Genomic DNA, 24898 nt, shown 5'->3' with positions numbered 1-24898 from the left:
GTGCTGATTTCCCAGCGACCGGCCCTCAGCGAGGAGCCGATCAACGAGACCCGGTCCCGGTTCACCATCGAGCCGCTGGAGCCCGGGTTCGGGTACACCCTCGGCAACTCGCTGCGGCGCACGCTGCTGTCGTCCATCCCGGGCGCGGCGGTCACCAGCATCCGCATCGACGGCGTGCTGCACGAGTTCACCACGGTCCCCGGGGTGAAGGAAGACGTCACCGACATCATCCTGAACCTCAAGGAACTGGTCGTCTCCTCCGAGGAGGACGAGCCGGTCACCATGTACCTGCGCAAGCAGGGCCCGGGTGAGGTCACCGCGGCGGACATCGTCCCGCCCGCCGGTGTCACCGTGCACAACCAGGATCTGCACATCGCCTCGCTGAACGGCAAGGGCAAGCTGGAGATCGAACTGGTCGTCGAGCGCGGCCGCGGTTACGTGCCTGCTCAGCAGAACAAGCAGGCGGGTGCCGAGATCGGCCGGATCCCGGTCGACTCGATCTACTCGCCGGTGCTGAAGGTCACCTACAAGGTCGAGGCGACCCGTGTCGAGCAGCGCACCGACTTCGACAAGCTGATTCTGGACGTCGAGACCAAGCCGTCGATCACCCCGCGCGACGCCGTCGCCTCCGCCGGCAAGACGCTGGTCGAGCTGTTCGGCCTGGCCCGGGAGCTCAACGTCGACGCCGAGGGCATCGAGATCGGGCCGTCGCCGCAGGAGGCGGACACCATCGCCGCCTACGCGATGCCGATCGAGGACCTGGACCTGACCGTCCGGTCGTACAACTGCCTCAAGCGCGAGGGCATCCACACGGTCGGCGAGCTGGTCTCGCGCAGCGAGGCCGACCTGCTCGACATCCGCAACTTCGGTGCGAAGTCGATCGACGAGGTCAAGATGAAGCTCGTCGGTCTCGGCCTCTCGCTGAAGGACAGCCCGCCCGGGTTCGACCCGACCGCGGCTGCCGCGTCCTACGAGGGCGGCGAGAGCTGGTCCGCCGAGGGTGTCGGCGGTCTGTCGGACAACGGCCACGACGACGGCCAGGACTACGCAGAGACGGAGCAGCTGTAAGGACGGCGGCCCGCCCCGCTCGGTGATGCGTGCGGGGCGGGCGCCGGCCTGAAAGCGGCCGGATTTACGAGGAGAAGCAATGCCCACCCCCACGAAGGGCCCCCGTCTCGGTGGATCCGCGGCCCACGAGCGGCTGATGCTGGCGAACCTCGCCAGGTCGCTGTTCGAGCACGGCAAGATCACCACGACCGAGGCCAAGGCCCGCCGGATGCGGCCGCTCGCCGAGAAGCTGATCACCAAGGCGAAGCGCGGTGACCTGCACAACCGGCGGCAGATCCAGCGTGTGATCCGCGACAAGGACGTGGTTCACAAGCTGATCGCCGAGATCGGCCCGTTCTTCGCCGACCGCGAGGGCGGTTACACCCGGATCACCAAGACGCTGCCGCGCAAGGGCGACAACGCCCCGATGGCGGTCATCGAGCTGGTGTCCGAGAAGACCGTCACCTCGGAGGCCGAGAAGGCGCGCCGGACCAAGTTCGCCAAGGACTCGGCCGAGGCGTCGCCCGCGGCTGAGGAGAGCAAGGCCGAGGAGACCGCCGCGGAGGTGACCGACCAGGACGCCGAGGCGCCCGTGTCGGCCACGACCGAGGCGACCGCCGAACCGGCCGAGGGTGCCGCTGAGGAGACCCCGGCCGAGGACAAGAAGGACGAGTCCTGACGGCTGCGTTCGGTCCAGGCAACGAGCCCGCTGCTCCCTCTGGGGAGGGCGGGCTCGTTCGTCTGCGCCTGGACGTCAGCTACGAAGGCACGGCGTTCTCGGGCTGGGCCCGGCAGCCGGGGCGCCGGACGGTCCAGGGCCTGCTCGAGGACGCGCTCGCGAAGCAGCCGCCCGGTGCCGCGGTGCCGAAGCCGGTCGTCGTGGCGGGGCGCACGGATGCCGGGGTGCACGCCACCGGGCAGGTCGTGCACGTGGACGTGGTGCCGCTGTCCGCGCCGTCCGGACGCCTGGCCGTGGATGCCCGCGGTATCCCCGATCTCGAGCGCATGCGGCACCGGTGGAACCGGTTCCTGCCGGGGGATGTACGGGTGCTTGACGCGCGGGTGGCGCCGGCGGGATTCGACGCCCGGTTCTCCGCGATCCGGCGGCACTACCGGTACCGGGTGTCGGACGCGCCGTGGGGCGTCGACCCGTTGCACCGCTTCGACACGCTGGGGTGGGGACGACCGCTGTCGCTGACCGCGATGAACGAGGCGTCGGAGAAGCTGCTGGGCCTGCGCGATTTCGCCGCGTTCTGCAAGCAGCGCGCGGGTGGCACGACGATCCGCGAGTTGCAGCGGTTCGCCTGGCGGCGAATCAGCACGCACGTCGTGGAGGCGTCGGTGTCCGCCGATGCCTTCTGCCACTCGATGGTGCGCAGCCTGGTCGGCGCCATGCTCTTGGTGGGCGACGGGCGTCGGCCGGTGTCCTGGCCGGCCGAGCTGCTGAGCGGGGGAGTGCGGGACAGCGCGGTGGCCCCGGCACACGGGCTGACCCTGATCGGGGTCGACTACCCCGCGGACGAGGAGCTCGCGGCCCGCGCGGAACAGACCCGCAACATGCGCGCGGCCTCCGAGGCTTCCTAGGGTTATCCACAATCCACAGGAGTTGTCCACAGGTCGGAGCGTGCCTGTGGAGAGCTTTTGCCACCGCCACCACAAGAGTCCTCGCCCGACGATCAGCCTCCGGGATCAGCGAAAGCCGTCCGGCTCACCCGGCGCAGGTGCTTCGGCGGGCTCGGTGGGTCAGTCACCGCGGCGGACGGGGCCCAGGAGAGCCTGCTCCTTCGGTGTGGTGACCAGCCGCAGGGGGCGCCACAGGTTCTGGCCCAGTGCCACCACCTGGTCGTCCTTCAGCGTGGTCAGCTGGCGCATCATCTGCGGCGGTAGTCGCCAGATGCGGGCCGCCAGCTCGGCCTGCCCGACCGGCAGCCGTTGCATCAGCACCACGTCCGCGGCGTTGGCGATCGTCGTTGCCTGGGGGTGCAGGTACGGCAGCACGTACATCGTCGTGTGCCAGGGGGAGCGCGGCGGGAACAGGTCCTGCGGCGTCGGCCCGCCATCGGTGACCACCAGCAGGGGCGCGTCCTCGGACGGGCGCGGCAGCTCGACCGGGGACAGCCGGCGGATCGTCACCAGTGGCGACGGCCGTCCGTTCGGCTGGTTCCCGGCCGCCTTCGGCAGCACCTGCCACGCCGCGGGCCGTCCGGTCGCGATGGTCACCCACGCTCCGACGGCCACCGCCCGCAACGCGACCTGGCGCGCCAGGTAGAGACCGCCCACCAGCACGATCCGGGTGGGCGCGGCACGCAGGGCGGAGATCGTCAGCGGCTCGCCCTTGAGCCCGGAGCCGACCACGATCCCGCCGCGGTCGCCGGACGGGCTGATCGCGTCGAGCAGCGCCGGGTCGACGACGAACTCCGGCGCCACGCCGGTGTTCCGGCCCGGATCACGAAGCCGCAGGCTCATGCGGTGCCTCCCATCGGCATGGTGGCGGCGAGACCGCCGACCTGCACTCCCCGCAGTGGGGTGAGCGACACCCCGATGCGCTCGGCGAGGGCGGTCAGCCGCTCGTCGGCGGCGTCCAGTTCGCGCGGACTGCGCGCGCTCAGCCGTACCACGCCGCGCAGCCCGATCTTGCCCTCGTCGTCCGACGGTGACATGGACAGCGCCACCGTCGAGGACAGGGTCCGCACGCTGGTCAACGCGTTCAGCGTGGCCGTGACCCGGCCCTTCGGCCAGCCGGTGATCGCGTAGCTGGCGTGCCCGATGCCGGCCGCGGTCGCGCTGGTCCAGTTCTCCTTCAGGTTCACCGCCGACCCGCCGGCGACCGCCGCCGTCAACTCGGCGGCCGAGATCCCCGCCCGCAGCAGCTCGTCCGGGTTCAGCGGGCGCGTCGGCACCCCCTGCGACTCCAGGGCGTTGCGCACGCGGGACAACGCGCCGATCAGGGCACGGTGGGCACCGACCACACCGCCGCCGCGCTCCCGGATCGCCGTCGGGCAGCGCCGCGGGTCCAGCCGGATGGCGACCCACGTCGTGCGGCGCGCCGCCGCCGGGAGCGGCCCGAGGACCTCCAGGTAGGACGTGAGCGCGGGGGAGTCGGCGGGCAGCGCGGCGCTGCCCGGGTAGCAGTGCCAGATCATCTGGATGGAGTCCAGCACCACGCCCCGGTCCTCCAGGCACGGTGCCAGCGCCGACAGCGGCAGGCTCGGCGCGCCGCCGGCCTGGGTGATCAGCGCGGGCGCGGGCTCCACCAGCAGCACGGCGGTCCAGGTGCCCTCGTGCCAGGCGAGCCCGACCTCCTGCAGCTCGTGGTCCTTGCCGTGGGCGACCACGAGGTCGGGCACGACGAGCCGCAGCAGGCTGACGCGCACGTCGTCGGGTCCGGTGACGGACACCTCGCCCGGGGCGGTCTCGCGGGTGTCGGGCGAGGGCGGTGTGGCCACCCGGTCGTGGCCGCGGAACGAATAACGCAGCGTCAGTCCAACCCATTGGGTGAACCACTGACCGCGCCAGCGCAGCACCGCGACGATCAGGGCGGCGGCGAGCACCCCGACGCCGGCGTAGAGCAGCGACTGGTTGATGGCGACGAGGATCAGCCCGACCGCCAGGCCGATTTCGAGCACCACGAGGTTCGCCACCGGAACCGGCCCGAGCCGGGTGTTCCGGGCGCGGCGGCGAGCCGGGGGAGCGACCGGCGCCGGCGGCTCGGGCGGCGGCTGCGCGGGTGGTGGCCCGCCCGGTCCACCAGGTCCACCGGGTCCACCGGGTCCACCAGGTCCACCGGGTCCGCCGGGGCCACGACCGCCGGGGCCGCCTGGTCCACCAGGTCCTCCCGGGCCTCCAGGTCCTTGCGGGATGCGCGGTCCGGCGGGGCCGCCCGGTCGCCCCTGGTGCGGCGGCGGGCCCGGCGGACGACCTCCCGGCGGCGGCGGACCCGGAGGCCCACCCGGACGTGGCGGAGTGGTGACGGACATCCGCGCGTTCTTCCCCTCGTGCCTACAGCGATCCCGGCAAGCCGGTCGGCCGGGAACCTGACCCTAGCCGGAGATGGGAGAAACCCACACCGCCCCTGTTCCCGTACCGCTATCCTGCGGAACCGTACCGCGACTCGGGGAGCAGCAGGTCGAGAATGCCGTCAACACCGACAACGAAATCCCAGGTTCACGCCTACCAGTTCGTGCTGCGCCGGATGCAGTCCGCGCTGGTCCGGCGTGACTCGGTCATGCTCCACGATCCGATGCGGACACACGGCCGGGCGACGATCGTCGGCTTCCTCGTGGCGCTGCTCGGGATCGTCGGCTTCGCGATCTTCGGATTGATCAGCCCGAAACCGGCGGTGCCGGGTTCGGGCAACATCGTGATCGGTGAGGAGTCCGGCGCGATCTACGTCGTGACCGGAAACCCGAAGCAGCTCGTCCCGACGTTCAACCTGGCGTCGGCGCGCCTGCTGCTCATGGCGCAGCAGGGGCAGAACGGCGGTGCGGCGACCGCGGCGGTGCAGCCGTCGGTGGTTCCGGACGACCAGCTCAAGGACATCCCGCGCGGGCGGCTGACGGGCATTGTGGACGGTCCGCAGCTGCTGCCGACCACGTCGCAGCGGGTTTCCGACGACTGGGCGGTGTGCGACCGGCTGACCATCCGCTCCGACCTGCCCAGCCAGCTCGCGTTGCAGCAGGCCACGAACGCCACGACGGTGCTCGCCGGAGTGCCCAACCCCGGACGTGAGCTGGGCGGCAACGAGGCCGTCCTCGCCGTCGGCGACAACGGCAAGCCGTACCTGATCTACCGGCTGGAGCGGAACCCGAACCAGCCGAACGCGAACACCGTCCGGGCCGAGCTCGACCCGTCGCGCGCGGGCGTCTACACGGCACTCGGTCTGAACCCGCAGAACGCGCGGCGCATCTCGATCGGTCTGCTGAACGCCATCCCGCAGGTGACGCCGTTCACGCCGCCCGCGATCCCGGGCAAGGGCAGCGCGTCGCAGTTCCAGCCGCTCGGCACGGCCGGGCTCGCGGTGGGCGACGTGTTCGTCGTCTCGTTCTCCGACGGCACCCGCAGCAGCTACGTGGTGCTGCAGAACGGGATCCAGCGCGTCTCGCCCGCGGTCGCGGACCTGATCCGCTTCTCGGGCAGCTCGGCCGCGGCGCCCCGCCCCCAGGAGCTGCCGCCGAACACGATCACCGCGATCCGCCAGATCCAGTCCGGCGACGCCGACGCGCTCAAGGTCGACACCATGCCGAACACGATCCCGACGGTCCTGGACCCGACGCAGACGCCGGTGACGTGCCTGGGCTGGAACGTGGTGAACCCGGGCGATCCGACGACCGAGGACCAGCACACCGCCGTGTACATGGGCACGCAGCTCCCGGTCCCGGCCGACGCGAAACTCATCCAGATCGGACAGCCGAGCCCGGACGGCCTGAAGATCGACAACTTCTACCTGCCGCCGGGCCGCGGAGCCGTCGTCCGCTCGGCGACGTCGAAGCAGTCCTTCGCCACGGGACCGATCTCCCTGGTGACCGACCGCGGCCTGCGCTACGGAGTGCCCGACGCGAACACCGCGAACGCCCTGGGCCTGACCGACCCGCGGCCCGCCCCGGACGCCATCGTGCGCCTGCTGCCGACCGGCGCATCCCTCAACGTGCAGGACGCGCAGCGAAGCTACGACTCGGTCCCGGTCTCACCGGACGCGGGCAGCTTCCCCAGCCGGCAACAGCGAGCGGCGGGCAACTAGTCCACAAGCGACAACCGCGAGGCGCCCGCCGCGCAGGCTCCGGGAGGACACCCGGCTCACTGTGTTCGTGGTGCGCCTTCGCGGGTGCGGCGGATCGTCCGCATCACGAACATCACCACCAGCAGCACCACGAGGCCGCCGCCGGTGCCGGCCAGTGCGACGACCATCGGCGTCCAGTTCTTCGGTGACGCGTCGGGCAGCCCGGACGGCAGCTGCCGCGGCGCGTGCGCGGCCACGTTCTCCTCGGACGGCACGATCGCGGTGAGCGCCGCCACCGGGTTCACCACGCCGTAGCCGGTGAAGTTGTCCCGTCCGTCCTGCGCACCCGGGTGCTGCGCCGTCACCCGGATGCGGTTCATGATCTGCCGCGCCGAGAGCCCGGGGTACTGCGCGGCCACCAGCGCAGCGACCCCGGCCACGTACGGCGCCGCGAAGCTGGTGCCCTGGATCGGCATGGCCTTGTCGTTCTCGATCGTCTGGTTCGCCAGCTGGTTCGAACCCTTCGACGGGTCCAGCGAGATGATGTTGGTGCCCGGCGCGGCGACGCTCACCCACGGACCGTGCACCGAAAACGGTGCGACCCCACCGGTTTCGTCGATCGCCGCCACGGACAGGACGTCGTCGGAGAACCACGGCGGGGTCACGATCGACCGCGGCTCGTTCGGGTCGGCCTGGTCGTTCTGCGGGCACGTCTCGGAGGTGTTGCCCGCGGCAGCGACCACCACCACGTTCTGGTCCACGGCGTAGCGGACCGCCGCCTGCACGGCTCGTTCGCCGTCGGTGATCGTGCCGTCCGCCGGACGGCAGTTGTCCACCGACATGTTGATGACGTTGACGTGCAGGTTGACCGCTCGCACGATCGCCTGCGCGAGCGACGTCGTGGTGCCCGCGCCGTTGGCGTCGTTCTGCTGGCGGCCACCGGTCTGCTGCCCGCTGGTGCCGCCCGCGGTGTTCGGTTTGGCGTAGTTCTGGCTGGACTGCCGGATCGACACGATCGTGGCGTCCGGGGCGACGCCGGTGAACCCGATCTGGTCCTGCGGGGTCTGCGCGGCGATGATCCCGGCCACCTCGGTGCCGTGGCCGTCGCAGTCGTTCAGGCCGTTGTCGCCTGCCACGACGTAATCCCCGCCGCCCTCCAGCCGGGGGAGGTACGGGTGCCGCGTCACGCCGGTGTCGATCACGGCCACCCGGATCCCGCCGCCGGCGGAACCGGTCCTCGCCCGCGCGAGCTGCTGGGCCTCTTCGATCTGCAGGTACTGCTGACCCCACGGCTTCTCCCGCAGGACGACGTTCTTCTGCCCGAGATCGCGGGTCACGCACGCGTTCTTGGGCTGGTAGTCGAAGCCGTTGCGGCCGCCGTTGTCGGTCGGCAGGTAGCCGGCGACGAACGGGGGCGGCACGGCCCACGAACCACCGGAACCGGTGCCGTCCGTCTGCGCCTCGGCCGAACCGGTCCCCAGGACGCCGATCGACGCCGCCAGCAGGACGGTGACCGTCCGTCCGGGCGCCCCGAATCTCCGCACGCGAGTTCCCCCTCGGGTCATGCTCAGAACGAGATGTGCCGCAGCGTGGCGTAGAGGTCCATGACGGCCAGCGCGAGGGGCAGCACGGTCGCGATGCAGACGGCCTCGAAGATCTCGACGGTGCGGCGCAACGGCGGCGAGAACCGCTGGTTCGGGAACACCACGCCGGCCACCAGCGCACCCGCGCCGATGATGACCAGCACCCCGAACACCCACAGCAGCCGGCCCGCCGGGCTCTGCGTGCCCAGCCAGCCGATCAGGATGCCCGCGCCGGAGACGATGCCGGTGGTCAGCAACGCGACGGCCTGGCTGCCGTTGGCGTAGGAGCGGGCCCGCAGCAGCAGGACCATCGTCGCGACGGCGGCGGTCAGGATGCCCCACACGCCGGGCGCGGTGGCGGTGATGATCGCCGCGATCGCGGTCGCGCCGCCGCAACCGATCAGCAGCCCGGTCATGTACTTGTGCGCCACCGCCGTGCGGCGCTCGATCTCGGCGTAGTCGGGGAACGCGGTGTCTTCCTTGAGTTCCTCGGCGGTGCTGGGCACGTGCGGCAGCGGCAGTTTGGCCAGCCAGATCGTCGCGCGCGGCAGCAGGGAGATCAGCGCCAGCGCACCGGCCGCGGTGCCCGCGGCGATGCCCGGGGCCGGGTGGGCGATCAGGGTCGCGACGGTGAACGCGACCACCCCGATCACCCCGGCCGTGGCGGCGGCGATGAACGTCGTGATACCCGCACCCATGATCATGATCGCGACGGCGGCCAGGATCACCACCAGACCGCTGGCCAGGAGCAGGTTGGCGCGCACGGTCAGGCCGGGCACGGCGGAGAAGCCGGCGACGAACGCGAACGGCAGCCCGCCCGCGGCGGCGATCACCACACCGGTCGCCTCGGCCTGGTATGCCTTGGCCAGGGTCGCGCCGACGGCGAGGCACGCGATCGCGGCGACACCGGCGGTGAGCGCGGCGGCCAGGGCGTTCCCGCCGAACAGCGGGCCGCCCGTGAACAGCGCCACGGCCGCGGTGAACAGGGCCAGCCCGCCCGCGATGTGCCCGATGCGCCGTGCCGTTTCCTTGGTCCACGGCCGGAACGTGTCCGGCTGCGCGTCGGCGATCGCGTCGACCACGTCGTCGTACAGCGGCGGGGGCGGGTTGTCGTTGCGCTTGCGGAGCTGGAGCAGGTCACCGTCGACGATGCCGAGCGAGGCGAGCGTGCGGCTCGGGTCGAGCGGGGCGTCGCCCAGCTTGGCCAGCGCCCAGCCGCCGTGGCGGGCGCCACCGTCCGGGGAGGTTTCCCTGGCCATCTCGAGCAGCATCGGCATGAGGTCGGCGACCGCGACGTCGGCGGGCAGCGCCACGTCGATCCTGGTGCGGGGCGCGACCACCGTCACCCTGCTGAACACCGTCGTGCCCGTTGCCACCTGCCTGCCCCCTACCCGAGAGAATGCTGCGGGCTACTTATACCGAACGCCCTCGTCCGCGGCAGCCGCTGCCTGTGAATCCTGCCCGACGCGTGCCCGCGGATCGTTCCGGACTGTCGGTGGGCGGTCCTAGTATTACTGCACCTGGCTCTGCCACGGGGGTGGATTCGGGCGATCGGTGCCGGGCTGGGCGGTCTCGACCCTGGACAGGGCTGGTGTTCGCTACCGTGTGGGCGCTGGAGGAGCAGGCGACATCGAGTGTGAAGAGGGGACCCTTCGGTGAGCACGCTGCAGTTCAAGAGGTCACCACGGCTTGCTGCACCGCGTCCACCGGGCGGTGAGGTCCACCTCGAACCGCCACCGGAGGTGCCCCGCACGATCCCCGGCAACATCGTCCAGAAGATGATGCCCGTGGTCATGATCGTGGCCACGCTGGGCATGGTCGTGGTCATGTTCACCACCGGCGGGGCCGCCGCGCGCAGCCCGCTGACGCTGATGTTCCCGCTGATGATGCTCATGTCGATGGGTGGCATGTTCGCCGGCGGCGGCAAGAGCGGCGGCGCCAAGAAGGCCGAGATGAACGAGGACCGCAAGGACTACCTGCGGTACCTCGGCCAGATGCGGGAGCGCGCCCGCGAGGCGATGGCCGATCAGCGCGCCTCGCTGGAGTGGGTGCACCCGGACCCGCAGTCGCTGTGGTCGCTGGCCGCGAGCCGCCGCATGTGGGAGCGCCGTCAGAACGACCAGGACTTCCTGCACCTGCGGGTGGGCCGCAGCTCGCACCGGCTGGCCACGCGCCTGGTCCCGCCGCAGACCGGCCCGGTCGACGAGCTGGAGCCGATCGCCACCCTCGCGCTGCGCAGGTTCGTGCGCGCCCACTCCATCGTCCCGGACCTGCCCACCCAGATCACGCTGCGCGGCTTCGCGGCGGTCAGCGTGAGCGGCGACAAGGAGCTGACCCGCGGGCTGACCAGGGCGATGCTGGCCCAGCTGGTCACCTTCCACAGCTGTGACGACGTGCTGCTCGCGTTCGCCACCACCGGTCGCGCGAAGGCCGAGTGGGAATGGGCGAAGTGGTTGCCGCACGTCCAGCACCCGGAGCTGTCCGACGGCATCGGCCAGCTGCGGATGATGGCAGGCTCGCTGGCGCAGATCGAGCAGTGGCTGGACGCCGAGCTGCGCGACCGGCCGCGGTTCTCCCGCAACGCCACGCCGTCGCCGGACCAGCCGCACATCGTGATCGTGCTCGACGACGCCGAGATCACCCGCGAGGAGCAGATCATCCTCGAGGAGGGCCTCGTCGGGGTCACGCTGATCGACCTGTCGGACTCGCTGGGCAACCTTCCCGCGCGCCGCGGCCTGCGCCTGGTGGTGGAGAAGGAGCGGGTCGGCGCGCGCAGCGGCGGTGGCATCGAGTGGTTCGGCAAGCCGGACAGCCTGAGCGCCGTGGAGTGCGAGGCGCTGGCCCGCAAGCTGGCGCCGTACCGCGTCGGCGGTGCGGCGCAGGAGGCCGGCGACGACGAGCCGCTGCTGTCCAACCCGACGCTGCTGGAGCTGCTCGGCATCCCCGGCGACCCGATGACGTTCGACGTGCAGCAGGCGTGGCGCCCGCGCCCGGTGCGCGACCGCTACCGGGTCCCGTTCGGGATCGGCGAGTTCGGCCAGGCCGTGGAGCTCGACATCAAGGAAGCGGCGATGGAGGGCATGGGGCCGCACGGCCTGTGCATCGGCGCCACCGGTTCCGGCAAGTCGGAGTTCCTGCGCACGCTGGTGCTCGGCCTGCTGGCCACGCACTCCAGCACGACGCTGAACATGATCCTGGTCGACTTCAAGGGCGGCGCGACCTTCCTCGGCCTGGACAAGGCGCCGCACGTCGCGGCCACCATCACCAACCTGGCCGGTGACCTGACGCTGGTCGACCGGATGAAGGACGCGATCGCCGGGGAGGTCGCGCGGCGCCAGGAAGTGCTCGCCAAGGGCAACTACAAGAACGTCTGGGACTACGAGAAGGCGCGCGAGAACGGCGCGGACCTCGACCCGATGCCCGCGCTGTTCATCTGCATCGACGAGTTCTCCGAGATGCTGACGGCGAAGCCGGACTTCATCGACATCTTCCTGCAGATCGGCCGGGTCGGCCGGTCGCTGCAGATGCACATGCTGCTCGCCTCGCAGCGCCTGGAGGAGGGCAAGCTGCGTGGTCTGGACACGTTCCTGTCCTACCGGATCGGCCTGAAGACCTTTTCCGCGGCGGAGTCCCGTGCCGCGATCGGGGTGCCGGACGCGTTCGAGCTGCCGTCGATCCCGGGCTCCGGTTACCTCAAGTACGACACGAACACGATGGTCCGCTTCAAGGCGTCCTACGTGTCCGGTCCCTACCGGCCGGCCGGGATGCAGGCGGCCGGTCCGGTGGCGAACGTGGTCCGCGCGGACAAGCGGCCGCAGCTGTTCGTCCCGGACTACGTCGAACTGCCGCCGGCGCCGGAGCCCGAGGCGGCGCGGGTGGACGCCCCGAAGCAGCCGCAGCAGCAGGAGGGCACCGAGCCCACCGAGCTGGAGGTCGTCGTCGACCGGCTGGTCGGCCAGGGCCCGCCGGCGCACGAGGTCTGGCTGCCACCGCTGGACGAGTCGAACTCGCTGGACACCCTGCTGCCGAACCTGAACCCGACCGACGACCGCGGTCTGTCGCCGGTGGGCTTCTTCGGCAACGGCAAGCTGCAGGTGCCGATCGGCATCGTGGACCGGCCGTTCGAGCAGCGGCGCGACCCGCTGTGGGCGGACTTCTCCGGTGCCGCCGGGCACGGTGTCATCGTCGGTGGTCCCCAGTCGGGCAAGTCCACCCTGCTGCGCACGCTGATCATGTCGCTGTCGCTGGCGAACACCCCGGAGGAGGCGCAGTTCTACTGCATCGACCTCGGTGGCGGCACCCTCGCCGGTCTGTCCGACCTACCGCACGTGGGCGGGGTGGCGGTGGCCCGGCGCGAGCCGGACAAGGCCCGGCGCATCGTGGCGGAGCTCAACGCGCTCGCCAACGAGCGCGAGGGCCTGTTCGGCCAGCTGGGCATCGACTCGATGAGCGACTTCCGCAACCGCAAGCGCCGCGGTGAGATCACGCCGGAGCAGGACCCGTTCGGCGACGCGTTCCTGATCGTCGACGGGTGGCGTGCGCTGCGCGACGACTTCGAGGAGCTGGAGCCGCAGATCACGGCGCTGGCCCAGCGCGGCCTGGCCTACGGCGTGCACGTGATCGTCTCGGCGAACCGGTGGGCCGACATCCGCCCGGCGATCAAGGACATGCTGGGCACGCGGTTCGAGCTGCGCCTCGGTGATCCGAGCGAGTCCGACATCGACCGCCGGGTCGCGGTGAACGTGCCCGAGGGGCGGCCCGGCCGCGGTCTCACCCGGGACCGGCTGCACATGCTGATCGGCCTGCCACGCATCGACGGGTCCAGCGATCCGCAGACCATCGGCGCGGGCGTGGCCGACGCGGTCGCCAAGATCCGGGCCGCCTGGCCCGGCCGGCCGGCGCCGCAGGTGCGGCTGCTGCCGGAGATGGTGTCCTACGCGGACGTGCTGTCCATGGACAAGCAGCGGCACACCCGGCTCATCCCGATCGGCATCAACGAGGACGAGCTCGCGCCGGTGTACCTGGATTTCGACGCCGACCCGCACTTCCTCGCGTTCGCCGACGGCGAGTCCGGCAAGACGAACCTGCTGCGGCAGATCACGCGCGGCATCACCGAGCGGTACACGGCCAAGGAAGCGGTCATCGTGCTGGTCGACTACCGGCGCACGATGCTCGGGTTCGTCGAGGGCGACCACCTGCTCGGTTACGCGGTGTCGTCCAACCAGCTGGAGGGCATGGTCAAGGACATCGTCGGCTCGATGACCCGCCGGCTGCCCGGGCCGGACGTGACGCAGGAGCAGCTGCGCAACCGGTCCTGGTGGAAGGGTCCGGAGCTGTTCATCGTGGTCGACGACTACGACCTGGTGGCCACGCAGACGTCCAACCCGCTCAAGCCGTTGTCGGAGTTCCTGGCCCAGGCCAAGGACGTCGGCCTGCACATGATCGTCGTGCGGCGCACGGGTGGTGCCTCCCGGGCCTCCTACGACCCGATCATCGGCAAGCTGAAGGAGATCGTCGCTCCGGGCCTCGTCATGAACGGCAGCAAGGACGAGGGCCAGCTGCTGGGCAACGTCAAGCCGTCCGCGATGCCGCCGGGCCGTGGAGTGCTGGTGAGCCGCAAGGTCGGCAAGCAGTTGATGCAGGTGTCGTGGATCCAGCCGGAGTGATCGAAGGGGTCCGTCCAGGGCCGGTCCGTCAGGGGTACCAGGGCCACGGCCCGGCTCGAGTGCGCGCGCGCCGCGGGGGCGTCTCGTGACTCTGCGTGTCGCCGTGGATTTCGGCACCTCGAGCACCTGTGTGGTGGCCGCGTTGAACGGCCGGCCGCCGCAGGTGGTGGTGGTCGACGGGCAGCCGTTGATGTCGTCGGCGGTGTACGCCGCGCCGGACGGCACGGTGTTCGTGGGTCAGGAGGCGGACCGGCAGGCGGCGATGGACCCGTCGCGGTACGAGCCGAACCCGAAGCGCCGCATCGACGAGGGCGAACTGCTGCTCGGTGACCGCGTCCTGCGGGTCACCGACGTGGTGCGCACGGTGCTGGGCCGCGCCGTCGCCGAGGCGCGGCGGCTGGCGAGCAACGCGGAGGTCGACCTGCTCGTGCTGACGCACCCGGCGGAGTGGGGTGCGGTGCGCACCCGGCTCCTGCGTCAGGCCGCGAGCGGGCTGGCCCGCGAGGTCACGCTGGTGCCGGAGCCGGTCGCGGCCGCGGTGTTCCACGCCGCCACGTTCGCGCCGGAGGAGATCAACTCCGATCGCACGGTCGAGATCAGCACCCGTCCGGGCGCGACGCTGGCCGTGCTGGACCTCGGCGGCGGCACCGTCGACGTGAGTGTGGTGAGCCGGGTCTCCGGCAACCGCGGCTTCCAGGTGCTCGCCACGCGCGGTGACCCGAGCTTCGGCGGTGCCGACGTCGACCAGTTGCTGCTGGAGCACGTCGGTGGTCTGGTGTCCTCTGTGGATCAGTCGGCGTGGCGGCAGCTCGTCGAGGGCCGGGAACTGACCGACCGGCGCCGCCGGCGCGTGCTGCGTCAGGACGTCCGGGGGGCGAAGGAAACGCTTTCCCGGCACGCTTACACGGACGTCCCGATGCCGCCGCCGTTCGCGGACGCGCACGTCACACGCGAGGACCTGGAGCGGCTGGTGGCCGCCCCGCTGGGCCGGGCGGTCGAGCTGACCTGCGCCGCGATCGAGGACGCCGGGCTCCGTCCGAAGCAGCTCACCGCGATCTTCCTGGTCGGCGGGTCGAGCCGGATCCCGATGATCTCGCGGCTGATCCACGAGCGCACCGGGGTGGTGCCGACCACTTTGGACCAGCCGGAGACGGTGGTGGCGCGTGGTGCGCTGCTGGCTGTGCAGAAGCCGCCGGAGCGCCCGTCCGCGCCGCCGCCGCGCGTCCCGGCGCGGCAGCTCGCGGACCAGCGCACCGAGGTGGTGCGCAACCCGAACGCGCCGCGCCCCGGTTTCGCGCCGCGCCCGCCGACACCGCCGGGCGGGTTCAGCGGTCCGGCCATGCCGCGCCAGGGTCCGCAGGGTGTGCGCCGTCCGCCGCCCGGGCCGCCGCGGCCGCCGCATCCGCCGTCACCGCCGGGAGGGATTCCCGCGCCGCCGTCCGCGCGGAAGCGGAAACTGCCGTGGATCGCCGGTGGTGTGGTGGTTCTCGTCGCCGCGGCGGTGGCCGGACTGCTGCTGGCGCTGCACGCCGACGGGGACCAGCAGCCCCCGCCCGGGAAGGTCGTCGCGCAGTACCACTACCAGTTCACCGCGCCGCAGGACTGGACGCAGACGGGCGGTTCTCCCGAGTGGCGGGAGACGTTGATCAAGCCGGCCGATGCGCCGCAGCAGTTCGATGCGGTGTCGGTGCAGGAGCATCCGCTGTCCTACGACGCGTCCGCGGATCCGGGCCGGCTCGTGTCCGAGTTGCGCGCGCAGGTTCAGCAGAATCCCGCGCAGTACTCCGGGTTCAACCCGGCGGCGACCTACGCCGGCCGGAAGGTGGTCTTCTACCACCAGGCCCTGCCGGACCGGAACGCGTCGATCGACTGGTATGCCCTCGCCCAGGGCAATGTCCAGGTGAACGTGGGATGCGTGTACGCGAATGAACCCGTGCGCGAGCGGGTGAACGCGGCCTGTACCCAGGTCATCGGCACGCTGAACATCAGCGGATGAGTGGATCTTTCCCACTCGACCGGGTGAGCTTGGCATTCACTCTCGCAACTACTTCCACGTAGCCCAGGACAAGGCGGAACCGGCCGTGGCAAGGTCATCGTCGGAGATCCGCAGGCGGTTGGGAACGTTGCGGACGACACCACGACGAAGGGGGTAGCTCCTGATGGACGGATTTACCGGGGACCCGGCACAGTTCGCGGACGCGCACTCGAAGGTGACCGAGACCAAGCTCGCCATGGATCAGAACCTGATGCAGCTGGCCAACAACATCGACGCCACCCGTGCGGGCTGGACCGGACCGGCGGCGACGGTCTTCACCCAGGTAATGGACGCTTTCGCGGAAAAGTCGAAGAAGCTGAACGACGCGCTCGACCACATCGCCGATTTGCTGAAGTCCTCTGGCATCAAGTACGAGACGCACGACCAGGACGTTCAGCAGACGCTGAGCCCGCTCCAGGCCGCTCTCGAGGGTCTGTGATCGCGGCCTGCGCGCCGTCATTCCCGTTGAGACTTCCCTGACCAGAAAGGACAATCATGTCGGGCCCGATGAAGGTCGATTACGCCACCATCCACCAGGCGGCGGAGGACTGCAACAAGACCGGTGGCGAGCTGGGGAACCTGTTCGAGAAGCTGAAGTCGGACATCAGGCCGCTGACCGATGGCTGGTCCGGTGAAGCGAAGGACGCGTGGCACGCGCGTCAGGACGAGTGGAACCGCGCGCTGGAGGACCTGAAGGGTCTGCTGGCTCGGATCGCCACCGCACTGCCGCAGATCGCGGACGGCTACCAGGAGACGGACAAGGGTGTCACGAGGATGTTCGGCGGCTGATTCCGGTTGTGCGGAAAGGGCCCCGGCTGTCCCGCCGGGGCCCTTCGTCGTCAGCGCGGCATGCCCACTTCGTACTGGGCCTGTTCGTTGAGCACGCGAACCGTCACCTTTTTCGGCTGCCCCGCGACGGTCACCGTGCAGTCGAAGGTGGTGCCCGTCTTCACCGGCTGGTCGTCGGGGCACTGGACGTTCGCGACATCCCCTTCGCCGAAGTCCTCGTGCAGGATCCGCGCGACCCCGTCCTGCACCGCGGCCTGGTCGAGGGTGTCACCCTGGAAGGCGCCGAGCAGCCACGCGCCGACGCCACCCAGGGCGAGCAGAACGACGACCACGACGCCGACGAGGAGCGGCTTGCGCGAGCGCTTCGGCGTCCGCTCGTCGAACGCGCCGAACCCGCCGTAGGTCGATTGCCACGGCTGCCCACCCGCTCCGGCCGGATGCTGCCGTGCCGAGGTGGGGGGCGGTGCCCAGGTCTGCTGGCTCGCCTGGTTCCAGGGTTGGGGAATCGGCCCGCTCCGCGGGTCGCCGACCTGGCCAGGGGCACGCCCCGCGTGGCCCCAGGGCTGGGGCACGGGTCCGCTGGTGGTGCCCGGCCGGCCGGTCTGGCTCCACGGCTGGGGCACCGGTCCGCTCCCGGAGCCGGATGCGCCGATCGGCTGAACCGGTCGACCCCAGGCGGCCGGCTGGCCGGCGGGCGGCGGTCCGGCAGGCCCCGCCTGCCCCGACGCCGGGTGGGTGCCGGGCTGCGCGGGCGGTGTGGCCGGGCCGTGCGGCGCACCACCCTGCTGCCCGGGTGTGTTCGGCGACCCGTGGGCCCCCTCGTTCTGCGGAGCCCCCTGCCTGCCCCACCCGCTCTGGCGCTGCCACTCCGGCTGGTTCACCGACCGCTCACCCCGCTCGCCGAGAACTGCGATCCAGGCCGACGGCAGCCTCGCACGCCATCCCCGCCCGCCGTGCGCGACCGCAGGTGATCAGCCAGGGGAGCCCGTCCCGGTTCGTACGCGCTCACTTGCCCTGCCTCTGGATGTCGCCCAGGCGGTCGTAGAAGTCGTCCACCGCGGCGCTGTTCGAGAGCACCGTGACCTGCGACGGGTCCGGGATCTTGGGCAGATCGACGTCGCTCGGGGTGCCGTCGAGCTGGTAGTGGTAGTCGATCTCCAGTTCGTGCCCGTTGCCGCTGATCTTGCCTGACATCTCGATCTCGGTGAGCTTGCCGCGTGGGTCGAGCGCGACCCGGGTGCGCAGCGTCTGGTTGCGCATCTCGGGCGTGAGCTCGTTCCCGATCGCCGCCGGGAAGGTCATCACGTCGGCGTGGATGAACGCCGTCAGGGTGACCTCGGCGATGAGCTCGACGCTGCCGTCGGGCTTGCGGTTGGCGCTCTTCGCGGCCCGCCCCGCCTGCGCCGAGTCCTGCATGGCCCCCAGCATCTTGCACACTGTGCGCGCGCCCGGCCAGACGCACTCGTTGTACGCGCCCTCGGTGTAGGGCATCTGCACCCACGGCGTCGGCGCGAGGCTCGCGTACACCGGTCCCAGCAGCATGTACTCGACCGGGCTGTTGGCGGGGTGGTAGACGTCCAGGTACTCGTTCGAGTCGAGGTTCGAGTGGTTGCGGCTCAGCCGGGCCGGTGGGTGTCCCAGCTGCACCGCGGTGACCGTCGAGTTCATGCGCTTCTGGTCGAACCGCACGACCTGGTCCAGCCGTGTCTTGCGGGTGTCGTTGGCGCTGAACTGGTCGGACAGTGCGTCCAGCGTGTCGTCGAACTTCGCGCTGACGTAGGCGGCCGCGTCCTCGCCGTTCGCGACCGGGCTGCCGGCCCGGGCGCTGCCGCACCCGGTGAGCAGGCCCACCGTGGCGAGCACGGCGATGAACCTCGGTAGGCTGGATTTCGCACGCGCGGACACGCGGATGGTCCCCTCCAGGTGATTGCCCGTGTTGTCGACGTCGTCGACTCCGCGTAACCCTAGTATGTAGGCCGGGGACACCCCGCCTACAAGGTCGCCGAACCCGGCGGGTATCTTTATATGTCGTTGTGCGTGCAGCAAGCGTCCGCGCTGGGTACGCACTCGACCCCAAACGCACCGTTGACCACGAGGTAGACCCTTGCCCACGTACAGCCCTAAGCCTGGCGATGTCACCCGTGCCTGGCATGTGATCGATGCCGAGGATGTCGTGCTCGGCCGGCTCGCGACCGAGGTCGCTACGCTGCTGCGCGGCAAGCACAAGCCCACGTATGCACCTCACGTGGACACCGGTGACTTCGTCATCATCGTGAACGCCGAGAAGGTCCGGCTGACCGGTAACAAGCGCGACCAGAAGTTCGCGTACCGGCACAGCGGTTACCCCGGCGGTCTGCGCAAGCGCTCCTTCGGCGAGCTTCTCGACACCCGGCCGGACCGGCTGCTGGAGAAGGTCGTCAAGGGCATGCTGCCGAAGAACAAGCTCGGTCGCGCTCAGGCGAAGAAGCTGAAGGTCTATGCCGGCCCGCAGCACCCGCACGCCGCGCAGCAGCCGCAGCCGTTCCAGATCACCAAGATCGCGCAGGTCGCCAAGTGAGTGAGGAAGTGTCTGTGACCAGCACCGAGACCGAGGCCCCCGCGGCCCCCGAGGCCTCCCAGGCCCCTGAGGCCACCGAGGCGGTCGTGACCAGCGAGACGCCCGCCGCGCCGCGGCCGTCGCGCGCTGCCGGTGGCTCCGCCCAGACCGTCGGCCGTCGCAAGGAGGCCGTCGTCCGCGTGCGGCTCGTCCCCGGCACCGGCAAGTTCAAGCTCAACGGGCGCAGCCTCGAGGAGTACTTCCCGAACAAGGTCCACCAGCAGCTCATCCGCGAGCCGCTGGTGACCGTCGAGAAGCCGGACTCGTTCGACATCTTCGGCAACCTCACCGGTGGTGGCATCTCGGGTCAGGCCGGCGCGCTGCGCCTGGCGATCGCCCGCGCCCTGGTCGAGGTCGACGCCGACGACCGTCCCGCGCTGAAGAAGGCCGGGTTCCTCACCCGGGACGCGCGGGCCACCGAGCGCAAGAAGTACGGCCTCAAGAAGGCCCGCAAGGCTCCGCAGTACAGCAAGCGCTGACCTGCGCCCAGGCTGTTTCGAAGGCGCCCATCCGGTCCGGATGGGCGCCTTCGTCGTTCCCGCCAAGTGACAGGCGGGCGCATTATGTAACGTGCGAAAACCGCGTTCGTCCAGCGTTGTGCACCCCTCCGGCGACCGTGTGGGGGGCGCTACGGTCGACGCTCCAGGACGCTAGGTTGTCGGGGTTGCTCGGCTCGAGGAGAGGATGACATGGCTCGCCTTTTCGGCACCGACGGGGTTCGTGGTCTGGCCAACGGGGAGCTGACGCCCGAGCTGGCGTTGTCCGTGGCGGCCAGTGCGGCCCGCGTGCTCGCCGCGCACGACCGCTCGCACCGCCCCGTCGCGGTCGTCGGCCGCGACCCCCGCGCGAGCGGCGAGATGCTGGAGGCAGCCGTGGTGGCCGGACTCGCCTCGGCCGGCGCGGATGTGCTGCGCGCCGGGATCCAGCCGACCCCCGCCGTCGCCTACCTGGTGGGCGCGCTGGAGGCCGACCTCGGCGTGATGATCTCCGCGTCGCACAACCCCATGCCGGACAACGGGATCAAGCTGTTCGCCTCCGGCGGGCACAAGCTGCCGGACGGTATCGAGGACGAGATCGAAGCCGGACTGACCGGCGACGCGCCCCGCCCGACAGGTGCCGGCATCGGCCGGGTCAGCGACGTCCCGGACGCCGTCGACCGCTACACCGACCACCTGCTGGCCGCCACCCCGCACCCGCTGACCGGCCTGCGGATCGTCGTCGACTGCGCCAACGGTGCGGCGTCGTTCGCCGCGCCCGAGGTCTACCGCAAGGCCGGGGCCGAGGTCATCGCCATCCACGCCGAGCCGGACGGCATCAACATCAACGACGGGTGCGGGTCCACGCACCCGGAGATGCTGCAGGCGATGGTGGTCGAGCACGGCGCCGACCTGGGCATCGCGCACGACGGCGACGCCGACCGCTGCCTGGCGGTGGACGCCTCGGGCGAGCTGGTGGACGGCGACCAGATCATGGCGATCCTGGCGCTCGCGATGGCCGAGGCCGGTGAGCTAGCGCACGACACGCTGGTCGCGACGGTGATGAGCAACCTCGGCCTGCACCTGGCCATGCGGGACCACCGCGTCACGTTGCGCACGACCGCGGTCGGCGACCGGTACGTGCTGGAGGAGCTCCGCTCCGGTGGTTACGCGCTGGGCGGCGAGCAGTCCGGTCACGTCGTGTTCCCCGCGCTCGCCACCACCGGCGACGGCCTGCTCACGGCGCTGCGGGTGATGAGCCGGGTCGCCTCGACCGGCAAGCCGCTGGCCGAGCTCGCCGGGGTGATGCGGAAGCTGCCGCAGGTGCTGGTCAACGTGCGTGTGTCGGACAAGGCGACGGTCGCGAAGTCCGACGTGGTGCGTGAGGCGGTCGAGGCCGTGGAGGCCGAGCTGGGCGACGAGGGCCGCGTCCTGTTGCGGCCCTCCGGCACCGAGCAGCTGGTGCGCGTGATGGTCGAGGCGCCGGCGCAGGAGATCGCGCAGGCCGCGGCCGACCGGCTTGCCGGAGTCGTGTCGTCCGTCTCCTGAACCGACTGCGAACTGTCGTACCCGCTCGGTACATTCGGTGCACGACGCTGAGCGAGGGGGAGTGGTCGTGGCCGGGTACGAGGTGGATCCGCAGCAGGTGACCGCCGCGGCGGGAACGGTCCGGGACGAGCCCGGGTCGCAGCTGAAGTACACGCTGCCCAACCTGAAGGACGTGCAGATCCGGGCCGAGGACTTCGGCCGCAAGCACCACGAGTCCTTCGCGGGCTACCAGGCGGGTGTGCAGCGGCTGGTGGCCTGTGTGGACAGCTACGTGCGCGCGTCGGGTGAGTTCGCCGACCGGCTGTCCGGCGCGGGCAAGTCCTACCACGGGGCGGACGATCAGTCCGGGTCGGACGTCCGGAAGGCGGCGAGCTGATGGCGGAGCGGCTGCCGACGATCCAGGAGGTCCAGCAGCTCGTCGACGATCCGAAGATCGACGACGACACCAAACGGACCCTCCTCGTGCGCTACTTCGATGCCATCGACAACGTCGACCCGGTCGTTTACGGGTTCCAGAACAAGAACGAGAAGCAGGAGCTGCTGAAGTCCTTCGCGGACAGGTTCGGCTTCGCCGAGCGGGACCTGAAGGACGGCCACCTCGCCTACGACGCCTACTCCCGGGCGCAGGGCCGGCACGACGCGAACATGAACGCGTTGCGCGAGGAGCAGCAGCGCGCGGTCGAGGACGGCAAGGCGCGGCTCGACTCGCTCAAGGGGTCGGAAACGAGCCCGGGGGCGCGGAATTCCAACGAGATCCTGGACACCGGAGTGCCGGGGCTGGACTGTTTCCGCACCTGGCTGCCGGTGTACGGCGCGGCGCGGGCGGTCGCCGCGCCGGGCCTGCCCGACTTCCGGCTCCAGGAGCTGATCGACCGGTACGACGAGCAGCGCGACATCCCGTTCGACAAGTTCACCGCCGGGGCCGGCGAGATCGTGCAGGTGCGGGAGTCGGTGGCCGACGCCGCGCCGGCGCAGAACTCGGCGGTGCAAAGCCTGTTCGGCCAGTGGGACGGCGACGGGAAGAACGCCGCGGCGGCGTCCTGGGCGAAGTTCGGGGACGGGGTCAAGGTGGTCGAGCAGGCGCTCGACCACGCGGCCGACGTGATCAACCGGACGATCGCCGCGATCGCCGGATCGTGCCGCGACAAGGCTTCCTGGGTGTTGCAGCACTCGTTCCAGTCGTGGCCGCAGCAGCAGGGCCTCACGGCGCAGGACACGGACCGGCTGGCGCGGATCGCCCAGCTGGGCCGGAACGCGAGCGCGGACGATTTCAAGCACTTCATCCCGTTCCTGGCCGGTCAGCAGTCGCCCCTGGCCGCTCAGCTGGTCAGCTCTGCCTACTTCGGGTTGTCGGACGAGCTGCTGGACGCGGTGCAGTCCTGGGCGAAGAGCTGGCTGGCCGAATTCTGCGGCTGGTTCGCCGGGCTGATGGGCGAGTTCCAGGCGATGTGCGAAAACACCCGCGTCGCCGTGGCGAGCCAGTGGGCGGCGCTGAACGCCGAACTGCAGAAGGTGCCGGACAACCCGTTCTCGGGAGTCGGCGAGGCCGTGCCGCCTCGCTCCGGCGGCGGTTCCGGGCAGGATTCCCACGGGCCGGGTTCCGCGAAGGGCAACGGCGGTGGCGCGGCGGGCGGGGGCGCCGGTGGCGGCGGTGCTGGTGCGCCACCGGTCGTGCCGCCGGTCGCTGCGCCATCGGCCGTACCGGCGGCCGCGGTGCCCCCGGTGATCCCACCGGTGACCGCTCCGGCGGCGGATGACCTGGACACGCTGACGGTTCAGCGCGGCGACAGCACGCTGGAGATGACCGAGCCGGACCGGACCGGCCGGATGAACATCAAGATCGACTCCGGTCCCGGCGCGGCGAAGGACTACCAGCTCGACTGGGGCGCGGCCGACCCGGCCCGCCCCGCCTACACCCCCGGCGCCGACGGCAAGATCCACGTCGACGACGGTGCGCTGCACATCACGGCGGAACGCCCGGGAGGCGAGACCGGTCCCACGGTGGTCACCGTCGACGACGGCACGGCCGCCCCCACCACGTACACCCTGGGTGAGAAGCCGGACCCCGCCGCCGGGCCGGCCGATACGCGTGGCGGTCGCCTGACGGAGGCTGCCTACCGCGCCGGGCAGGGCGGTGCCGTGAGCGGTGGCACGGGTCAGCCGGCGCTCGGCATCGGCGGTGCGCACGCCGTCAGCGCCGCTGGCGCTTTCCCGGCCGTCGATGGGGCGGCCGGGACGGTGGACGCTGGCGGGGTTGCCGACCGGGTGGGGGCTTGGGGCGCCGCCGGTGGTGCGTTCGACGTGCCTGGCGGAGTGGGGGCCTGGGATGCCGGCGGCGCCGCGGGCCCCGGGGGTGGTGGCCCGGACGACGTGCCCGGCCGGGCAGGCGCTGCCGGCGCTGGGGATCCGGGGATCGGTGCCGCTGGTGGTGGCGGAGCGGGCGACTCGTATGACGTGCCTGGCCCGGTCGGCGCCCGGCGTGCTGCTGGTGCCGCGGACTCGGGCGATGGTGCCACTGGTGGTGCTGGTGGTGCCGCCGGGGCTGGGGGTGTCGCAGCTGCGGACGCTGGTGGCGAGGCTGCCGCAAGCCCGCCCGGGCCATCTCCCGCTGGAAGCGGTGGTCCCGGCGCTCCGCCCGATTCGGTTGCCGCTGCCGCCGGGCCGGCGCCCACCGGTCACGGCCTCGGCGGCGGCTCCGACCGGACCGCCCCGGTGCACGAGCTCGGCGGTGTCGCGGACGGGATCCCGGCCGGCGGGGGGCTCGGGCACGCCGGCTCGTTGAGCCACTCCACGGCGCCCGCGGAATCCGGTGCCACTCTCGGTGCCGCGCCGGGGCTCGATCCGGTCGGCAGCGGCGTGCCCGGCGATCCGAGCGCGATGAGCATGCTCGGCGGCCTGCCCGCGGCCGGCGGCAACCAGGACAGCGACGACCACGAACGGACGTCCCGCGCCTACCGCATCGACGGCGGCATCTTCGACACCGCCCACTCCGGTGGCCGCATCAGCGGCTCCCTGGACGACGAGGAGAGCCGAAGGTGAGTGAGTTCCAGGCCAGGCTCGACGCGATCGCGGCCGAGCGGGTCGCCCGCCAGGACCTGATCAGCCGCCGCGTCGCCGCGAGCCTCGCGGACAGCCGGACCCGCACCGACGACCTGACGGCGGCGGCCGCGGCCACCGTGCAGCGCCTCGTCGAGCAGGCCGCTCGCGCGAAGACCGCCGCGGGCTGGGAACTGCGGGAGAAGCCCGACCCCAACGCCGCACTCGGCATGGCCTTCGAAGATCCGGAGATGTCCACCGAGCCGACCAACCGCCACGCGTCCCCGCCCCGGCCGACGGGTCGCCGGGGCCGCCACGCCCGCCCGGAGGAAGCCGAGGACGACTACTCCACCAAGGACTGGCTCGGCTGAGGCCCGATCGGGCGGACGCCACCCGGAGCGGGTGG

At 71.5% G+C, this 24898-nt stretch carries 21 protein-coding genes; 14 read left to right on the top strand and 7 right to left on the bottom strand.

Features of this window, described 5'->3' with window-relative positions:
• The 3 genes from FHX45_RS12710 to truA all read left to right on the top strand — a co-directional run bounded on the left by FHX45_RS12710 (position 1) and on the right by truA (position 2631).
• Entirely contained in the window at positions 1-1068 is a 1068-nt protein-coding gene (locus tag FHX45_RS12710; RefSeq protein ID WP_167100472.1) for a DNA-directed RNA polymerase subunit alpha, read from the top strand.
• Between the two features lie 79 nt (positions 1069-1147).
• A complete protein-coding gene (rplQ, locus tag FHX45_RS12705; RefSeq protein ID WP_167100469.1) occupies positions 1148-1726 on the top strand; it encodes a 50S ribosomal protein L17 in 579 nt (192 codons plus the stop codon).
• 68 nt (positions 1727-1794) lie between these two features.
• Complete coding sequence (gene truA, locus FHX45_RS12700) at positions 1795-2631, top strand: tRNA pseudouridine(38-40) synthase TruA (RefSeq protein ID WP_208406985.1); 837 nt, start codon at positions 1795-1797, stop codon at positions 2629-2631.
• A 159-nt stretch (positions 2632-2790) separates the two neighbouring features.
• Here the strand turns inward: truA and FHX45_RS12695 are convergent, their stop codons facing one another.
• From FHX45_RS12695 to FHX45_RS27795, 3 genes are read right to left on the bottom strand one after another with little or no spacing between them, the layout of a single operon-like run.
• Complete coding sequence (locus FHX45_RS12695) at positions 2791-3513, bottom strand: hypothetical protein (protein ID WP_167100465.1); 723 nt, start codon at positions 3511-3513, stop codon at positions 2791-2793.
• The gene (eccE, locus tag FHX45_RS12690; protein ID WP_167108844.1) at positions 3510-4688 is read right to left on the bottom strand and encodes a type VII secretion protein EccE; all 1179 of its coding nucleotides are present in this window, start codon (positions 4686-4688) and stop codon (positions 3510-3512) included. The genes FHX45_RS12695 and eccE overlap by 4 nt, the downstream gene beginning before the upstream one ends.
• Positions 4643-4996: a hypothetical protein gene (locus tag FHX45_RS27795; protein WP_208405906.1), complete on the bottom strand. Its 354-nt coding sequence runs from the start codon at positions 4994-4996 to the stop codon at positions 4643-4645. Before FHX45_RS27795 ends, eccE begins: the two co-directional genes overlap by 46 nt.
• Before the next feature lie 183 nt (positions 4997-5179).
• Between FHX45_RS27795 and eccB the strand changes: the two genes are divergently transcribed.
• Positions 5180-6784 carry a type VII secretion protein EccB gene (gene eccB / locus FHX45_RS12680; RefSeq protein WP_167100462.1) on the top strand — a complete coding sequence of 535 codons (1605 nt, stop codon included), beginning with the start codon at positions 5180-5182 and terminating at the stop codon, positions 6782-6784.
• A gap of 56 nt (positions 6785-6840) precedes the next feature.
• Here eccB and mycP read toward each other — a convergent pair whose 3' ends face one another.
• Both mycP and eccD read right to left on the bottom strand, forming a co-directional pair.
• Complete coding sequence (gene mycP, locus FHX45_RS12675) at positions 6841-8307, bottom strand: type VII secretion-associated serine protease mycosin (protein WP_341771443.1); 1467 nt, start codon at positions 8305-8307, stop codon at positions 6841-6843.
• A 23-nt stretch (positions 8308-8330) separates the two neighbouring features.
• A complete protein-coding gene (eccD, locus tag FHX45_RS12670) occupies positions 8331-9722 on the bottom strand; it encodes a type VII secretion integral membrane protein EccD (protein ID WP_167100456.1) in 1392 nt (463 codons plus the stop codon).
• Positions 9723-10001: 279 nt separating this feature from the next.
• On the opposite strand from eccD, the gene eccCa reads away from it, so the two are divergent.
• From eccCa to FHX45_RS12650, 4 genes are all read left to right on the top strand, one after another.
• A complete protein-coding gene (gene eccCa / locus FHX45_RS12665) occupies positions 10002-14012 on the top strand; it encodes a type VII secretion protein EccCa (protein WP_167100453.1) in 4011 nt (1336 codons plus the stop codon).
• Positions 14013-14097: 85 nt separating this feature from the next.
• Complete coding sequence (locus tag FHX45_RS12660) at positions 14098-16008, top strand: type VII secretion-associated protein (protein WP_167100450.1); 1911 nt, start codon at positions 14098-14100, stop codon at positions 16006-16008.
• A 163-nt stretch (positions 16009-16171) separates the two neighbouring features.
• Positions 16172-16486, top strand: coding sequence for a WXG100 family type VII secretion target (locus FHX45_RS12655; protein WP_243869021.1), 315 nt, complete (start codon positions 16172-16174; stop codon positions 16484-16486).
• A gap of 56 nt (positions 16487-16542) precedes the next feature.
• On the top strand, positions 16543-16836 hold the full coding sequence (locus FHX45_RS12650; protein ID WP_167100447.1) for a WXG100 family type VII secretion target: 294 nt from the start codon (positions 16543-16545) through the stop codon (positions 16834-16836).
• A 50-nt stretch (positions 16837-16886) separates the two neighbouring features.
• Here FHX45_RS12650 and FHX45_RS28605 read toward each other — a convergent pair whose 3' ends face one another.
• Both FHX45_RS28605 and FHX45_RS12640 read right to left on the bottom strand, forming a co-directional pair.
• Positions 16887-17459: a DUF4333 domain-containing protein gene (locus FHX45_RS28605; protein ID WP_341771442.1), complete on the bottom strand. Its 573-nt coding sequence runs from the start codon at positions 17457-17459 to the stop codon at positions 16887-16889.
• A gap of 382 nt (positions 17460-17841) precedes the next feature.
• A complete protein-coding gene (locus FHX45_RS12640) occupies positions 17842-18699 on the bottom strand; it encodes a hypothetical protein (RefSeq protein WP_167100444.1) in 858 nt (285 codons plus the stop codon).
• A 241-nt stretch (positions 18700-18940) separates the two neighbouring features.
• Between FHX45_RS12640 and rplM the strand changes: the two genes are divergently transcribed.
• The 6 genes from rplM (at position 18941) to FHX45_RS12610 (ending at position 24863) form a co-directional block, all read left to right on the top strand.
• Positions 18941-19393: a 50S ribosomal protein L13 gene (rplM, locus tag FHX45_RS12635; RefSeq protein ID WP_017986650.1), complete on the top strand. Its 453-nt coding sequence runs from the start codon at positions 18941-18943 to the stop codon at positions 19391-19393.
• Positions 19394-19407: 14 nt separating this feature from the next.
• Positions 19408-19911, top strand: a complete 504-nt coding sequence (rpsI, locus tag FHX45_RS12630; protein WP_341771441.1) for a 30S ribosomal protein S9 — start codon at positions 19408-19410, stop codon at positions 19909-19911.
• Between the two features lie 210 nt (positions 19912-20121).
• Positions 20122-21456 carry a phosphoglucosamine mutase gene (gene glmM / locus FHX45_RS12625; RefSeq protein ID WP_167100441.1) on the top strand — a complete coding sequence of 445 codons (1335 nt, stop codon included), beginning with the start codon at positions 20122-20124 and terminating at the stop codon, positions 21454-21456.
• Positions 21457-21523: 67 nt separating this feature from the next.
• The gene (locus FHX45_RS12620; RefSeq protein ID WP_243869019.1) at positions 21524-21832 is read left to right on the top strand and encodes a hypothetical protein; all 309 of its coding nucleotides are present in this window, start codon (positions 21524-21526) and stop codon (positions 21830-21832) included.
• Positions 21832-24495, top strand: a complete 2664-nt coding sequence (locus tag FHX45_RS12615; RefSeq protein WP_167100438.1) for a WXG100 family type VII secretion target — start codon at positions 21832-21834, stop codon at positions 24493-24495. The genes FHX45_RS12620 and FHX45_RS12615 overlap by 1 nt, the downstream gene beginning before the upstream one ends.
• A complete protein-coding gene (locus FHX45_RS12610; RefSeq protein WP_167100435.1) occupies positions 24492-24863 on the top strand; it encodes a hypothetical protein in 372 nt (123 codons plus the stop codon). The genes FHX45_RS12615 and FHX45_RS12610 overlap by 4 nt, the downstream gene beginning before the upstream one ends.
• The last annotated feature ends 35 nt before the right edge of the window (positions 24864-24898 follow it).

The sequence above is a fragment of the Amycolatopsis granulosa genome (assembly GCF_011758745.1).
Taxonomy (GTDB): Bacteria; Actinomycetota; Actinomycetes; order Mycobacteriales; family Pseudonocardiaceae; genus Amycolatopsis_E; species Amycolatopsis_E granulosa.
Note: the sequence above shows the minus strand (reverse complement) of the source record. Positions and strands in the feature narration are given on the sequence as shown.

Excerpts from the sequence above, each read along its gene's own strand:
- rplQ (WP_167100469.1), top strand. The coding sequence starts at position 1,148 with ATGCCCACCCCCACGAAGGGCCCCCGTCTCGGTGGATCCGCGGCCCAC.
- FHX45_RS12695 (WP_167100465.1), bottom strand. The coding sequence starts at position 3,513 with ATGAGCCTGCGGCTTCGTGATCCGGGCCGGAACACCGGCGTGGCGCCG.
- eccB (WP_167100462.1), top strand. The coding sequence starts at position 5,180 with ATGCCGTCAACACCGACAACGAAATCCCAGGTTCACGCCTACCAGTTC.
- FHX45_RS12655 (WP_243869021.1), top strand. The coding sequence starts at position 16,172 with ATGGACGGATTTACCGGGGACCCGGCACAGTTCGCGGACGCGCACTCG.
- FHX45_RS12650 (WP_167100447.1), top strand. The coding sequence starts at position 16,543 with ATGTCGGGCCCGATGAAGGTCGATTACGCCACCATCCACCAGGCGGCG.
- glmM (WP_167100441.1), top strand. The coding sequence starts at position 20,122 with ATGGCTCGCCTTTTCGGCACCGACGGGGTTCGTGGTCTGGCCAACGGG.
- FHX45_RS12615 (WP_167100438.1), top strand. The coding sequence starts at position 21,832 with ATGGCGGAGCGGCTGCCGACGATCCAGGAGGTCCAGCAGCTCGTCGAC.